Consider the following 14677-nt stretch of genomic DNA (forward strand, 5'->3'; position numbering starts at 1 on the left):
CCTATTGCCAAGCGCGGAAATGCCTGTGTATGATGGTCGACTGTTGGGGCGGTAGCTCAGCTGGGAGAGCGTCGCGTTCGCAATGCGAAGGTCGGGAGTTCGATCCTCCTCCGCTCCACCAACGGAATCCGAAGGGCTCGGTCGCAAGACCGAGCCCTCTTTGTTTTCCGCGTGCCCGCCGCCCTCACCTCCGCCCGAAACTCGGCCGCTTCGGATCGTACGTCCACCCCGGCACCAGATACCGCATCGCCATCGCATCGTCGCGCGCCGTGCCGCCGACCTCCCGGTACAGCGCATGCGCGGCCTCGACCTGCACCATGTCGAGCTCGATCCCGAGCCCCGGCCGTTCGGGCACGGCCACCTGGCCGCCGACGATCTCGAGCGGCTCGCGCGTGAGCCGCGCGTCACCTTCCTGCCAGATCCAGTGCGTGTCGATCGCGGTGATCGTGCCGGGCGCCGCCGCGGCCGCATGCGTGAACATCGCGAGCGACACGTCGAAGTGATTGTTCGAGTGCGAGCCCCACGTGAGCCCCCAGTCGCGGCACAGCTGCGCGAGCCGCACCGACCCCTGCATCGTCCAGAAGTGCGGATCGGCGAGCGGAATGTCGACGGCTTGCAGCCGCACCGCATGATCCATCTGCCGCCAGTCGGTCGCGATCATGTTCGTCGCGGTCGGGATGCCGGTCGCCCGCCGGAACTCCGCCATCACCTCGCGGCCCGAGTAACCGGCTTCCGGCCCGCACGGATCTTCCGCGTACGCGAGCAGGTGACCTTGTCCGCGGCACAGCGCGATCGCCTCGTCCAGCGACCACGCACCGTTCGGGTCGAGCGTCGCACGCGCGTCGGGAAAGCGCGCCTTGATCGCCGCGATTGCCTCCATCTCGTCCGCGCCGGCCATCACGCCGCCCTTCAGCTTGAAATCGACGAAGCCGTAGCGCTCGACCGCGGCCTCGGCCTGCCGTGCGATCGCGGCCGGCGTGAGCGCGGCTTCGTTGCGCAGCCGGAACCACGGATCGCTCGCCTGCGTCTCGTCGCGATAAGGCAAGTCGGTCTGGCGCCGTTCGCCGATATAGAACAGGTATGCGAGCATCGGCACCGCGTCGCGCTGCTGGCCTTCGCCGAGCAGCGCCGCGACCGGCACGTCGAGATGCTGGCCAAGCAGGTCGAGCAGCGCGGCCTCGATCGCGGTGATCACGTTGTCGAGCCGCAGGTTGATCTCGTGCGGCTGGCGCAGCACGGCCGCCTCGCCGGCCGACGTCACTTCGTGCTGGATCGTGCGGCCGGCGCCCGCGCCGTGGCCGGACAGCGCCGCGCGCACCGCGTTCAGCGTCGCCTGGTAGCGCCCGATCGACTGGCCGACCACGAGCCCGGTCATCCGTTCGAGCGCCTGGCGGATGCCTTCGCCGCCGGGCACTTCGCCGACACCCGTGTGGCCGCTGCTGTCGTCGAGGATCACGAGGTTGCGCGTGAAGTACGGCGCGTGCGCGCCGCACAGGTTCAGCAGCATGCTGTCGCGGCCGGCGACGGGGATCACCTGCATGCGCGTGATGCGCGGCGTGCCGGCGCGGCTGGATTCGGACATCGGTTCGCTCCTGGTTCCGTTGGTCTGCGGTGACCGGGCGCCGCGCGCGCCGGCGCGGCCCGCAGCGTTCAGTTCAGCTCGACGCGGCGGATCTCGCCGACGACGAACAGGTAGCAGATCACGGCGACGAGCGCGTGCGCGACCACGTACACCAGCGCGCCGTTGAACGAGCCGCTGCGGTCGACGATATAGCCGATCGCGATCGGCGTCGTGATGCTGGAAAGATTGCCGCACGTGTTGAGCAGCGCGCCGCTCAGGCCGGCGATCTGGCGCGGCGCGGTGTCGGCGTTGACGGCCCAGCCGAGCGCGCCGAGCCCCTTGCCGAAGAACGACAGCGCCATGAACAGCACGACGAGCACGTGCGAGTCGGTGTAGTTGCAGACGATCATCGACATCGACAGCAGCATGCCGATCACGATCGGCACCTTGCGCGCCACCGACAGCGACTGGCCCTGCTTGAGCAGCGCGTCGGACACGATGCCGCCGAGAATCCCGCCGAGGAACCCGCACACGGCCGGAATCGACGCGACGAGCCCCGCGTTGAGGATCGACATCCCGCGCGCCTGCACAAGATAGACGGGGAACCACGTGATGAAGAAGTACGTGAGCGCGTTGATGCAGTACTGCGCGACGTACACGCCGACCAGCATCCGGTTTCTCAGCAGCGCCTTCACGTGCCGCATCGACGGGCCGCCGTCGCGTGCGCCGGTCGCCTGGTCGATGTTGACGAGCGCGCCGCCTTCACTGAGATAGTCGAGCTCCGCGCGATTGATGCGCGGATGCCCCTTCGGGTCGTATATCGTGCGGTTCCACACCAGCACGAACGCGAAGCCGAGCACGCCCATCACCGCGAACACCGACTGCCAGCCGTACGCGTGCACGAGCCAGCCCATCAGCGGCGCGAACACGACGGTCGCCGCGTATTGCGCGGCGTTGAAGATCGCCGACGCGGTGCCGCGCTCCGCGGCCGGGAACCAGGTCGACACGATCCGGCTGTTGGCCGGGAACGACGGCGCCTCGGCCGCGCCGACCAGGAAGCGCAGCCCGAACAGCAGCGCGAACGCCGTCGCTCCGGTGAAGAAGCCGATGCCGCCTTGCAGCAGCGTGAACAGCGACCAGAAGAAGATGCTGAACGCATAGACGATGCGCGACCCGAAGCGGTCGAGCAGCCAGCCGCCCGGCAGTTGCGCGACCACGTACGACCAGCCGAACGCCGAGAAGATGAAGCCCATCTGCACATGGGTCAGGTGCATCGAGCGCGCCAGCGCCGGGCCGGCGATCGCGATCGCGGCGCGGTCCGCGTAGTTGATCGTCGTGACCGCGAACAGCACGGTCAGCACGAGCCAGCGCACGCGGGTGCGCCGGGCCGTTGCCGACGCGGATGCCGGCAATGCGTGAAGCGGATTCATGACTTGTCTCCTCCGAAGGGCGGAAGGTGCCGTCGTGCGGCTGCGCGTCGGTGCGCGCGTTTTCTGTGGTGATGTCGCGGGCCGGAGGCCGGACGCCGATGCACGGTGCGGGGCGTCCGGGTCATTCTGTCATGGCGAAAGTTGCGCTTTCATGCCAATTACTGACTTGATCGATTCAGGATTTGAATCGATGGGCGAAGAGCGCGGCGAGTGGCGCGGCGCCGAAGGATTCGTTCACGCGCGCACGCCGTCCGGGCCGGTGCCGTGATGAGCCGCCACGTGTTGCGCGAGAAACTCCACGGCGGCGCGCACGCCGGGCAACTGGCCGCGTCGGTGCGGCATCAGCAGCGTCGTCGTCACGGTGCCGGCCCGCCAGCCGGGCAGCACGCGCACGAGCGCGCTCGACGCGAGCGCGGCGCCGGCGATCCAGTCGGGCAGGCATGTGATTCCGAGCCCGGCCGTCGCGGCCTGCAGCAACAGCGTCGATTCATCGGCCTGCAGCCGGATGCGCGGCGCGACGTCGACGGTTTCGCCGTCGCGCTGCAGCCGCCACGGCTGCTGGCCCGGATGAAGTCCGTCGTGCTGCGCGAGGTCGGCCGGCGCGTCCGGCGTGCCGGCACGCGCGAGATAGGCCGGCGACGCGACGGCGACGATCGGCGACGTGGCCAGCGGCCGTTGCACGAGTGCCGAATCGGGGAGCGGCGCGAAATGGCTGCGCACCGCGATGTCGAAGCCTTCCTGCGCGATGTCGACGAGCCGGTCGCTCGCATGAATCTGCAGCAGCAGCTTCGGATGGGCGATCGCCAGCGCCGGCAGGCACGGCGCGAGGATGTGCTGCGCGACGGGCACCGAGCTCGTGATCCGCACGACGCCGGCCGGTTCGGCCGCCTGCCGCAGCACCGCGTCGCGTGCGCTTTCGGCCTCGATCACCGCCGCGCGCGCATGCTCGAAGAACTCGGTGCCGACCGGCGTCAGCCGGAAGCTGCGCGACGTGCGATGCACGAGCCGCGCGCCGAGCGTGCGCTCGAGCTCGGCCACGCGCTTGCTGACCGTCGATTTCGGCAGGTCGAGGCGGCGCGCGGCCGCCGACATGCTGCCCGCGTCGACCGCCTGCACGAAGAGGTAGAGATCGTTCAAGTTCACTGCCAGCGTCCACGAGAAGAAACGACGGGTTTCGATTCTAGCGGCTACTGCGTCATCGTTCATCGTGGGAGCATGATCGCTCGATCAACTTCAGCGAAACCATCATGTCCCCGATCCTTCTTTACGGTATTCCGGCCGGCTGCTCGTTCGGCTCGATCGTCGCGCTCGAATGGGCCGACCAGCCGTACCGGCTGTCGCGCATCACGATGCCCGGCCTCGTGACGAGCGACGCGTTCGTCGCGCTGAACCCGGCCGCCGAGACGCCGGCGTTCGTGACGGCTAACGGCGACGTGCTGACCGAAAGCGTCGCGATCCTGGGTCATATCGGCGCACATGCCGTTGACCGCGGCCTCGCGTTCCGGCAGGGCTGCGCGGATTTCGATCAGCTGAACCGAATGCTCGCGTGGCTGAACACGACGTTCTTCAGTGCGTTCGGCGCGCTCTGGTACGTGTACGAGCACGACACCGAAGGCGCGGAGAAGGGCGCGCTGCAGGCATACGGTCGCGGCAAGGTGCTGAAGGCGCATCGCCACCTCGAAGCGTTGCTCGCGCGCGGCGACGGTCCGTGGCTGCTCGGTGCGCGGCGTACGCTCGCCGACGCATATTTCGCTGGGATCGCCCGGTGGGCCGACTATCACGCGGTGTTCGAGCGCGATGCGTTTCCGCGCATTGCCGCGCTGCGCGCGCGGCTCGCGGACGACGCCGGCGTGCAGTTCGCGCATGCGATCGAGGAAAACCTGCCGCTGCCGGCATCGCGGGTGTTCGAAGGGCATGTATCGCTCGACGACGCGCTCGCCAGCGCACGCGTGACGGCGATTCGGGCCTGAACCAGGCGCGGACGACCGAGCGACCGGGCGGCGCGATCGTCCGCGCAGGGCGTACAGAATTGCGCGATATTTTACCCGGGTGATATTGACAACCAATTTATACCCGGATAAAAATAGCGTCATTCTGATTCCTGCCCACGGGCGGCCACGATGACGCTTTCCACCTTGCTCCCTTCCTACACGGCATTCGACGGCCACCGGCGCGTCGCGTCGGGCCCGCTCGCGGCGGTCGCGCTGGCCGTCCGACATGCGGCTGGCGACACGATGTCCGGCACGATCGTTATCTTCGACGACGCGACTGGCCGCGCGATCGACCTCGACCTGCGCGGCACGGAAAACGACATCCGTGCGCGCTACGCGGCGGCGCCGCCCGCCGATGCGGCCACGCAGGCCAGCGCACCGACCAGCGAGCCGCCCAGCCCCGGCGAACAACGCGGCCGCGGCCGCCCGAAACTCGGCGTCGTGTCGCGCGAAGTCACGCTGCTGCCGCGTCACTGGGACTGGCTCGCCGCCCAGCCGGGCGGCGCCTCCGTTGCGCTGCGCAAGCTCGTCGAGGACGCGCGGCGCACGCACGCGGCGGCCGACCGGCACCGCGACGCGCAGACGCGTGCGTACCACTTCATGTCGGCGCTCGCGGGCGACCTGCCGAATTTCGAGGAAGCCGCGCGTGCGCTGTACGCGAACGACCTCGCGCGGATGGCCGAGCTGATCGCCGGCTGGCCGGACGACGTGCGCGACCACGCGCTCGCGCTGGCGCGCGGCAATCTGCCGCCGTCGACCGACGACTGCTGACGGGGCACGCGACGCGATGACCGTATTCGACCTGAACCGCGGCGCGCTTGCGCCGGTCGCCGACGAAGCCGATCTCGTCGAGCTGCGCGTGACCGGCACGATCCCGCCCGAGCTCGACGGCACGCTGCTGCGCAACGGCCCCAATCCGCCGGGCGGCCGTTTCGAAGGGAACGACGTGCTGTCGTGGTGGCCGGAAGCCGCGATGCTGCATGCGATCGCGTTCCAACACGGCCGCGTGGCCGGCTACCGGAACCGCTGGGCGCGCACGCGGCGCTGGGCCGCCGTGCATGCGCCCGAGCAGGTGCCGCATCTGCCCGACACGAATCCGAACGTGAGCGTGCTCCAGCATGCGGGCGAATTGCTCGCGCTGGCCGAAGGCGGCGCGCCGCTCGCGATCACGGCCGCGCTGGATTCGCCGAGCGCACCCGCCCGGCATGCGGGCCTCGGCGGCGCGATGACCCGCGCATCCGAAGGTCGACCCGGTGACGGGCGAGCTGATCCTGTTTCGCGCGGACTGGCGCGAACCCTGGCTGCGCTACGGCGTCGCCGACGCGCACGGCGTGCCGCGCGTCGACGTCACCATCGACGTGCTGGCGCCGTCGATGATGCATGACATCGCGATCACCGAGACCCGCAGCCTGCTGCTCGATTTGAACGTCGGCTACGACTTCGCGATGCTGAAGCACGGCCACCGGATGCCGCTGCGCTGGCACGACGACCGCGACGCGCGGATCGGCGTGCTGCCGCGCCACGGCGGCGACGTGCGCTGGTTCGGCATCGAGCCGTGCTTCATCCAGCACGTCGTGAACGCGTACGACTGCGACGAATCGTGCATCGTGCTCGATGCGGTGCGTTATCCGTGGTTCCTGCGGCTCGACGCGCGCACCGGCCGCTTTGCCGACAACCCGCTCGGCGAGCTGTGGCGCTACGTGATCGATACCGCGAACGGGCTGGTCGACGAAGGTCCGCTCGCCAACGGCGGCATCGAGTTGCCGCGCATCAACGAAAGCCGGACCGGGCGCCGCTACCGTTACCTGTATGCGGTCGAGCAGCCGAACCCCACGGAAATGCGCGGCGTGATGCGCTTCGATCACGTGCGCGGCACGACCATGCGTTACGCGGTGCCGTCCGGCGACCAGAACGGCGAGCCGGTGTTCGTGCCACGCCCGGGCGCCACCGACGAGGACGACGGCTGGCTGCTGGTGGTGGTCTACCGCGCGGCGACGGATACGAGCGACGTCGTGATCCTCGATGCGCGTGCGATCGATGCGGCGCCGGTCGCGACCGTGCATCTGCCGCGTCGCGTGCCGGCCGGGTTCCACGGCGCGTGGGTGCCGCGCGAACGTTGAACGTCAAGCGTTGAGCGTTGAGCGTTCAGCGTTCAGCGCGCAGCAGCGCCGTGCGTCACTGCGCGCGCAGCGCGTCGACGATGTTCAGCCGCGCGGCGCGCATCGCCGGCAGGAACCCGCCCACGAGCCCCATCACCAGCGAGAACAGCAGCGTCTTCACGACGATCGCGGGCGTCAGCACGAAACGGAACGACAGGTCGGCGAAAGTCTGGAAGTTGGTCGTCGAGAACGACGCGAAGCCCATCAGCGACGCACACGCGAGCCCCATCACGCCGCCGACGAAGCCGAGCAGCAGCGCTTCCAGCAGGAACGCGGCGAGCACGTTCATGCGCTTGAAGCCGAGCGCGCGCAGCGTGCCGATCTCGGCGGTGCGGTTCGCGACCGACGCGTACATCGTGATCATCGCGCCGATCATCGCGGCGATCGAGAAGATCGTCGACAGCGTGATGCCGAGGATGTTGATGAAGGTCGACAGCGCCCTCGACTGGTCGCCGTAGAACGTCTGCTCGCGCTTCGCCTCGTCGGTGAGGCGCGGGTCGACGTCGATGTCGGCCTTGAAGCGCGCGAAGCCGTCCGCACTGGGGATGCGCAGCACCATCGACGAATAGCTGGTGCGCCGGAACGACTGCATCAGCTGGTCGACGTCGCCCCAGATCTCGGAATCGAAGCCGCTGCCGCCCGCGTCGAACACGCCGACCACCGTCCAGTCGCGCTGCGCGAAATGCAGCCGGTCGCCGAGCCGCGTGCCGCTGAAGCCTTTCGCGATCGCGCTGCCGACGACGATCTCCGACGAACCGGGCACAAACGGGCGGCCGGCCACGAGCTTCACGCGCGGCCGCAGCGCGAGGCCGGCCGGCGACACGCCGCGGATCACGACGTTCGACGGCTTGCCACTGGACGTCTTCACGAGCGAGATCAGCACGACGGCTTCCTTCGACACGAGCGGCCGTCCGTCGGGGCCGAGCGCGACGGCCGGATGCATCTCGAGCGCGTTGGCCTGCTGGTGATCGATCGCGCTCTGGATCTCGGTTTCCGCACCCTTGCGGATCACGACCGCGTTGTCCGCTTCGCCGGTCGACACGAGCGTCTGCGTGAGCCCCGCATCGAGCATCTGCACCGTCGCGAACACGAAGATCACGAGCGCCATCCCGCCCGCGGTGAGCGCGGTGGTGAGCCGCCGGGTCCACAGGTTGCGTGCGATGTAGGTGAGCGGAATTGCCATGCGTGTCCTTAACCGATCGCCCGCAGCCCTTCGACCACGCGTACGCGGGCCGCCTGCCACGCCGGCACGAGCGCGGCCGCGACGCCGACCGCGACCGAGCATGCGGCCTGCAGCGCCATCGTTTCGGTCGACACCTTGAATACCGGGAAGATGCCGCCCGCCGCCTGCTTGAAGACGCTCGCGGCCGGCGGCGTCGCGAGGATCCCGAGCCCGCCGCCGGCCACCGCGATCACGATCGATTCGCCGAACACGATCAGCGCGAGAAAACCGGGGCCGAAGCCGAGCGCCTTCAGCGTCGCGTATTCGGCGGTGCGCTCGCGCGCGCTCATCGCCATCGCGTTCGCCATCACGGCCATGATGATCAGGATCACCACGTACGACACGACGCGGATCGCCGCGATGATCTGGTTCGACATCGCGACGAAACCGAGCTGGAACGCCTGCTCGGTCTCGGTCAGCGTTTCGGCGAGCGAGTTCTTGAACACCGCGTCGACGTTGCGCGCGATCGCGGCGCCGTCGTCCGGATTCGCGACGCCGAGCACGAACACGCCGACCTGGTCGGCCTGCTTCGGCGTGCGCTTGCGCACCGTCTCGTTCAGGTAGTCCCAGTGGAACACCAGCTGGCGCGTGATCGTCGAGTCGTCGCGGCCATCGAGAATGCCGCGCACGACGAAGTCCCACGTGCCCGGATAGATCGTGCCCTTCAGCGGGATCACGTCGCCGATCTTGAAGCCGAACTGCGTCGCGAGCTGGCGCCCGACCAGGCAGCCGCGCCGGTCGCGGTCGTAGTCGGCGCGCTGCTGCGCCGGCAGGATGAATTCCGGATACAGGTCGAGGTAGTTCTCCGACACCGCGAAGCTCGCGAAGAAGTTCTTCGGGTCGCGATAGATGCCGCCGAACCAGTTCGAGCGGACCACGGCCGTCACGCCGTCGACGCCGCGAATCCGGTTCTCGTAGCTGACTGGCAGCGGGAACACGAGCGAGATCGCGTTGCGCGTGACGAGCCGGCCGCTCGAGGCGGCGGCCGCGCCCGCGTACCACGCGTCGACCACCGTATGCAGCAGCCCGAACGCGAGCACCGCGATGGTCAGGCCGAGCACGGTCAACAGCGTACGCAGCCGGTGGCGCAGCGCATTGCGCGCGATCAGCTTCAGCACCATCATCGCGCGCGCTCCCGTCGGTCAGACGGCGTGCCCATCGATCAGCTCCCCTTTTTCCAGATGCACGAGCGAGCGCGCGGCGCCGGCCGCGTGCGCGTCGTGGGTCACCATGATGATCGTCTTGCCGAGCTCGGCGTTCATCCGCTGCAGCATCGCGAGCACGTCGGTGGCCGACGCGCGGTCGAGGTCGCCGGTCGGCTCGTCCGCGACGATCAGCACCGGATCGGTGATCAGTGCGCGCGCGATCGCGACGCGCTGCTGCTGGCCGCCCGACAGCTCGGACGGATAGTGGCTCGTGCGGTCGCCGAGGTTCACCATGTCGAGCACCAGCTCGACGCGCTCGCGCCGTTCGCGGCGCGACAGGTTCGTGAGCATCAGCGGCAGCTCGACGTTCTCGAACGCGGTGAGCACCGGCATCAGGTTGTAGAACTGGAAGATGAAGCCCACGTTCGCCGCGCGCCATTCGGCCAGTTGCGCTTCCGCGAGCCGCGAGATGTCGAGGCCGCCCACGCGCAGCTCGCCGCTGTCGGGCCGGTCGATGCCGGCCACCAGGTTGAGCAGCGTGCTCTTGCCGGAACCGGACGGCCCCATCAGCGCGACGAAGTCGCCTTCGCCGATGTCGAGCGTGATGTCGGTCAGCACCGGCACGACCTGGTTGCCGCGCCGGTACGACTTCGCGACGTGGCTGAGCTCGACGAGCGGCGGCGCGGCGTCGTTCACGCGCGCCACGCTACTTCTTCGCGACGGTCACTTTCGCGCCGTCCTTCAGCTTCGCGTCCGGCGCGAGCACGACCGTGTCGCCGGGCTTCACGCCGCGGATCGCGACCAGCTCGCCGATGCGCGTGCCCTTCGTCACCGCCGTCGCATGCACGGTGTCGTCCTTCACGACGAACACGACCGGCCGGCCGTCGCGCTCGACCACGGCGCTTGCCTGCACGGCCGTCACCGGCTGCCGGTCCTGCGCCGTCGCGGGTTTCGACAGGAACGCGATCTTCGCGCTCATGTCGGGCAGCACGCGCTCGTCGCGGTCGACGAAGCGCACCTTCACGAGCACGGTCGCCTTCGAGCGGTCGACGGTCGGCACGATGCGCGACACGCGGCCCGCGAAACGCATGTCGGGCAGCGCGTCGAGCTGGATCTCGCACGGCTGCTCGGCGCGGATCTTCGCGATGTTCGATTCGGCGACGTCGGCCTCGACCTCGAGCGTGTCCATGTCGGCGATCGTCACGACCGCGCCCTTGCTGTCCGACGCGGACGAGAACGGCGTGATGTTGTCGCCGACGTTCGCGTGCTTCGCGAGCACGATGCCGTCGAACGGCGCGCGGATCACCGTCTGGTCGACCGCGACCTGCGCGGCCTGCGCGTTTGCTTCGGCGGACGCGATCGCGGCCCGGTCGCTGTTGAGCGTCGCGCGCGCCTTGTTCACGCGCGCCGTGTCGGTGTCGAGCTGCGCGGCCGGCACCGCGCCCTTCGGCGCGAGCGCGGCGGTGCGGCGCAGCGCGATTTCGGCGTCCCTCAGCTCGGCCTGCGCGACGCCGAGGTTCGCGCGGGACACCTGCGCCTGCGCGCGTGCCTGTGCGAGCTGCGCGTGCACGTCGTTGCTCTCGAGCCGCGCGATGATCTCGTCCTTCTTCACCCGCGTGCCTTCAAGCACGCCGAGCCATTCGACGCGCCCCTGGCCTTTCGACGCGACCGCGGCCTTGCGCTGCGGCACGACGTAGCCGGTCGCGTTCAGCTGGGTGTCGTTCTGGTAAGGGTAGGCGGACGTGACGGAGGTCGTGTCGACCGTCGGCCGGCCGGTGAGCAGCAGCGCGGCGACGATCGCGGCGATGACGAGTGCGGCGGCGAGCGCATAGCGGACCCAGCGGCGCCGGCGTGGCGCGGGCGCGATCGGACGCCGGTCGATTTTCAGTTTGTCCAGATTGTGGTCGGGCAATTTTGGCGCCTCGCGACGGCGGCGGTCTCGTGACCGGCCGCGCTCCGGTTGGAACGGAAGGAGGCCAGTATAGCGTCGCCGCGACGGGCGCGAGAGGCGGTTCATCGGACGATTGACGCGGGCCCCGGCGGCGCGTCGGGCGGTGCTGCGGCCCGCGGCCCCGGGGAAAACCCGAGGTTGCAAGCCACGTGTCAACTCGCCGCGCGGGCGGTGCGTTATGGAGCCAGTACGTCAGTATCTGTCGAGGCGAAACAGGCGAGAGCCGACTCGCCCGGCGGCGCCGGCCACCCGGCGCGACTGATGTTCCGATGCGGATGCCTCGCATCTCTTACCGGTACGTTTGACTTTTTCTCCGCTAAAGGAAGAACAATGAAGAAGACGCTCGCTTCGATCATGACCGCAGCATTCGCTCTCGCATCGGTTTCGGCATTCGCACAGGCGTCCGCGCCGGCAGCCGACACGTCGGCTGCCGCACCGGCATCGGCACCGGCCAAGAAGGATCACAGCAAGCCGAAGCACGCACTGAAGCAGCACGGCTCGGCCAAGGGCAAGGCGAAGGCCGCAGCCGCATCGGCCGCCGGCACGAACGACGCAGGCGCAGCAAACTAAGCACGCGCTTCGCCGGGGCCGGCACGGCCGGCCACCCGTCGCGAAACCCCGCACGCTCAGGCATGCGGGGTTTTGTTTTTTCAGGCGTCCGCGGGGGCGGTGCGAATCGCCGGGCCCGCGCCCCGCGGCGGCGCGCGTATCGCGTCGCTCCGGCCCTGGGGTGTTTTTTCAGGCGTCCGCCGGGCCAGTGGGGATTGCCCGGTCGGCCGGGCTCCCGCCCGGCGGAGGCGCGCGCATCGCGTCGACCACCGCCCGCATGCGTCGCCAGTGCGACCCTTCCCAGAACACCCGTCGGCACACGTCGCACGCGGCAAAGCGCGTGTGCCGCCGGCTGACCCCGGGCGGCACGCGCGGCGCGGCGTCCGCCGCATCGAGCGCATGCAGCGGCGCGTTGCAGCGCAGGCACAGCCGGAACGGCCGCATGTGCGGCGCAAGGTCGAGCCGCGTGAACAGTTCGCGCAGCTGCGCGTCCGGCTGCTGCGCATGGAGATAGCATCCGCGCACGACCGCGCGGCGCTTCAGCAGCTCGCGGTCGCGCGTCAGCACGATCCGGCCTTCGCGCGCGGCGAGCGCGACCAGTTCGTCGTCGCGGTAGTGGTTGTCGTAGCAGGTGTCGAAGCCGGCGAGGCGCAACAATTGCGCGAGCCCGCCGAGATGCGCGTCGGCGACGAAGCGCCAGCGCTCCGGCTGCGGCTGCGGCTGCGGCTGCGGCGCGGCCGAATCGGCGGCGGGCGGCGGCGCGCGTTCCGGATGGATGTCGACACGGTCGCCGTCGTCGAGCGGCCGGTCGAGCGCGGCCGGCGCGCCGTTCACGCAGAGCCGGCCGACTTCCGTATGCGGGACGCCGAGCGCCTCGATCGCGTGCTTGACCGTCGCGTCGCGCGCAAATGCATGCGCGAACGCGCACTCGCGCTGCCCGCGTGCGAGAAACGCGTTCAGTTCGCCGTGGAAGCGGAAGGTCGCGGTCGCCATCCGCGCAGTATCGCACCGCGCGCGGCCGGGCGCGGGGGGCTGCAGGCCGCCGCCATCTGTGTTTAACTCCCCGCTTCACGAGTCGAAGGAGCGGGAACATGGATCTCGGATTTATCGGGCTGGGCGAAATGGGGCAGGCGATCGCGGCGAACCTGCTGAAGGCGGGGCACACCGTGCGCGTGTGGAACCGGTCGCGCGAGCGCGCCGAGCCGCTCGCCGCGCTGGGCGCGCAGATCGTCGCGTCGCCGGCCGACGCGTTTCGCGGCGACGCCGTGTTCTCGATGCTCGCCGACGACGCGGCCGCGCGCGCGGTATTCGACGACGCGCTGCTCGCGCAGGCGCCGCGCGGCCTGATCCACGTGAACATGGCGACCGTGTCGGTCGCACTGGCCGAGTCGCTCGCGCACGCGCATGCGTCGCGCGGCATCGACTACGTCGCCGCGCCCGTGATGGGCCGCCCGGACGTCGCGGCCGCCGCACGCCTGACGATCATGGCCGCCGGCCCGGCCGAGGCGCTCGACCGCGTGCAGCCGCTGTTCGACGCGATCGGCCAGAAGACCTGGCGATTCGGTTCGCTGCCGCAGCACGCGAACGTCGCGAAGATCGCCGCGAACTTCACGCTCGCGTCGGCGATCGAGACGCTCGGCGAGGCGTCCGCGCTGCTCGGCGCGCATGGCGTCGCGATGCGCGATTTCCTCGACGTGATCACCAGCAGCGTATTTCCGGGGCCGGTCTACCAGGGCTACGGCGGGATGATCGCCGAGCGCAGCTACGAACCCGCGCGCTTCAAGGCGCGCCTCGGCCTGAAGGATGTCCGGCTCGCGCTGGAAGCGGGCGACGCGGCGTCGGTGCCGCTGCCGGTCGCGAGCGTCGTGCGCGACAGCCTGCTCGATGCGCTCGCGCACGGCGGCGGCGAACAGGACTTCGCGGTGCTCGGCGAAGTCGCGCTGCGCCGCGCTGGCCGCTGAGCCGGCGCGGGACAGAACCGCCGTGCACGCGGCATAATCGACGTTTCGTTTCTCTTTCGGGTGGGGCGGTCATGAACCTGCATACGTGGTGGCTTTTCGTGGCGACGGTGTTCGTCGTGTCGGCGATTCCGGGTCCGAACATGCTGCTCGTGATGACGCATGGCGCGCGGCACGGGCTGCGCCGCTCGGCGGCGACGATGGCCGGCTGCCTGACTGCGCTGGTGTTGATGCTCGCGGTGTCCGCGGCAGGGCTCGGGGCGGTCCTCGAGGCATGGCCGGCGATGTTCAATACGTTGCGCTTCGCCGGTGCCGCCTATCTGATCTATCTCGGCGTGAAGGCGTGGCGCGCACGCGTCGACGACGCACCGGCCGCCGACGTCGATGCGGTGTCGCTGGGCCCATCGGCATCGCGTCTGGCGCTGTTCCGCAACGGTTTCCTGGTCGCGGGCAGCAACCCGAAGGCGATCCTGTTCGCCGCCGCGCTGCTGCCGCAGTTCATCAATGCAGCCGAGTCGACGCTGCCGCAGTTCGGCATTCTCGTCGTCACGTTCGCGGTGATCGAAGTCAGTTGGTATCTCGTTTACGCGTCATTCGGCACGCGCATCGGCGCGACGCTGAAGAGCCAGAGCGTCGCGAAGGTGTTCAACCGGCTGACGGGCGGAATCTTCGTCGGCTTCGGCGCGATGATGGCGCTGGTCCGTCACTGAT

Annotated in this window: 13 protein-coding genes, 1 tRNA gene and 1 pseudogene; 7 read left to right on the plus strand and 8 right to left on the minus strand. The window is 69.6% G+C overall.

Annotated elements, in window-relative coordinates:
* Positions 1-45 precede the first annotated feature (45 nt).
* Positions 46-121: transfer RNA gene (locus C7H84_RS19555), tRNA-Ala, on the plus strand.
* Between the two features lie 63 nt (positions 122-184).
* Here C7H84_RS19555 and C7H84_RS19560 read toward each other — a convergent pair.
* The 3 genes from C7H84_RS19560 to C7H84_RS19570 all read right to left on the minus strand — a co-directional run bounded on the left by C7H84_RS19560 (position 185) and on the right by C7H84_RS19570 (position 4197).
* A complete protein-coding gene (locus tag C7H84_RS19560; RefSeq protein WP_121860326.1) occupies positions 185-1582 on the minus strand; it encodes an enolase C-terminal domain-like protein in 1398 nt (465 codons plus the stop codon).
* A gap of 68 nt (positions 1583-1650) precedes the next feature.
* Positions 1651-2991, minus strand: a complete 1341-nt coding sequence (locus C7H84_RS19565; RefSeq protein WP_121860327.1) for an MFS transporter — start codon at positions 2989-2991, stop codon at positions 1651-1653.
* A gap of 234 nt (positions 2992-3225) precedes the next feature.
* Entirely contained in the window at positions 3226-4197 is a 972-nt protein-coding gene (locus tag C7H84_RS19570; RefSeq protein WP_121860328.1) for a LysR family transcriptional regulator, read from the minus strand.
* 41 nt (positions 4198-4238) lie between these two features.
* Between C7H84_RS19570 and C7H84_RS19575 the strand changes: the two genes are divergently transcribed.
* The 3 genes and pseudogenes from C7H84_RS19575 to C7H84_RS19585 all read left to right on the plus strand — a co-directional run bounded on the left by C7H84_RS19575 (position 4239) and on the right by C7H84_RS19585 (position 7102).
* Positions 4239-4961, plus strand: coding sequence for a glutathione S-transferase (locus C7H84_RS19575; RefSeq protein WP_121860329.1), 723 nt, complete (start codon positions 4239-4241; stop codon positions 4959-4961).
* A 150-nt stretch (positions 4962-5111) separates the two neighbouring features.
* Positions 5112-5753 carry a DUF2239 family protein gene (locus C7H84_RS19580; protein WP_121860330.1) on the plus strand — a complete coding sequence of 214 codons (642 nt, stop codon included), beginning with the start codon at positions 5112-5114 and terminating at the stop codon, positions 5751-5753.
* Between the two features lie 16 nt (positions 5754-5769).
* Positions 5770-7102, plus strand: a pseudogene (locus C7H84_RS19585) (carotenoid oxygenase family protein).
* 55 nt (positions 7103-7157) lie between these two features.
* Here C7H84_RS19585 and C7H84_RS19590 read toward each other — a convergent pair.
* Genes C7H84_RS19590 through C7H84_RS19605 form a run of 4 tightly spaced genes read right to left on the minus strand, consistent with a single transcriptional unit; the run spans position 7158 to position 11420 of the window.
* Positions 7158-8324, minus strand: coding sequence for an ABC transporter permease (locus C7H84_RS19590; RefSeq protein ID WP_121860331.1), 1167 nt, complete (start codon positions 8322-8324; stop codon positions 7158-7160).
* 8 nt (positions 8325-8332) lie between these two features.
* Positions 8333-9487 (minus strand): ABC transporter permease, encoded by a 1155-nt coding sequence (locus C7H84_RS19595; RefSeq protein WP_121860332.1) that lies wholly within the window; start codon positions 9485-9487, stop codon positions 8333-8335.
* An 18-nt stretch (positions 9488-9505) separates the two neighbouring features.
* On the minus strand, positions 9506-10204 hold the full coding sequence (locus C7H84_RS19600; protein ID WP_121860374.1) for an ABC transporter ATP-binding protein: 699 nt from the start codon (positions 10202-10204) through the stop codon (positions 9506-9508).
* A gap of 10 nt (positions 10205-10214) precedes the next feature.
* Positions 10215-11420, minus strand: a complete 1206-nt coding sequence (locus C7H84_RS19605) for an efflux RND transporter periplasmic adaptor subunit (protein ID WP_121860333.1) — start codon at positions 11418-11420, stop codon at positions 10215-10217.
* A gap of 369 nt (positions 11421-11789) precedes the next feature.
* Here C7H84_RS19605 and C7H84_RS19610 point away from each other — a divergent pair, with 369 nt between their 5' ends.
* Entirely contained in the window at positions 11790-12029 is a 240-nt protein-coding gene (locus C7H84_RS19610; protein ID WP_121860334.1) for a hypothetical protein, read from the plus strand.
* A 168-nt stretch (positions 12030-12197) separates the two neighbouring features.
* Here the strand turns inward: C7H84_RS19610 and C7H84_RS19615 are convergent, their stop codons facing one another.
* Positions 12198-13001 carry a Mut7-C RNAse domain-containing protein gene (locus C7H84_RS19615; protein WP_121860335.1) on the minus strand — a complete coding sequence of 268 codons (804 nt, stop codon included), beginning with the start codon at positions 12999-13001 and terminating at the stop codon, positions 12198-12200.
* On the opposite strand from C7H84_RS19615, the gene C7H84_RS19620 reads away from it, so the two are divergent.
* Together C7H84_RS19620 and C7H84_RS19625 are read left to right on the plus strand one after the other, a co-directional pair.
* Positions 12917-13969: an NAD(P)-dependent oxidoreductase gene (locus tag C7H84_RS19620; protein WP_276208406.1), complete on the plus strand. Its 1053-nt coding sequence runs from the start codon at positions 12917-12919 to the stop codon at positions 13967-13969. The genes C7H84_RS19615 and C7H84_RS19620 overlap by 85 nt on opposite strands.
* A gap of 71 nt (positions 13970-14040) precedes the next feature.
* Entirely contained in the window at positions 14041-14676 is a 636-nt protein-coding gene (locus tag C7H84_RS19625; RefSeq protein ID WP_121860337.1) for a LysE family translocator, read from the plus strand.
* Position 14677: the final 1 nt, after the last annotated feature.

Origin of the sequence: Burkholderia sp. Nafp2/4-1b, from assembly GCF_003635165.1 — a bacterium.
GTDB lineage: Bacteria > Pseudomonadota > Gammaproteobacteria > Burkholderiales > Burkholderiaceae > Burkholderia.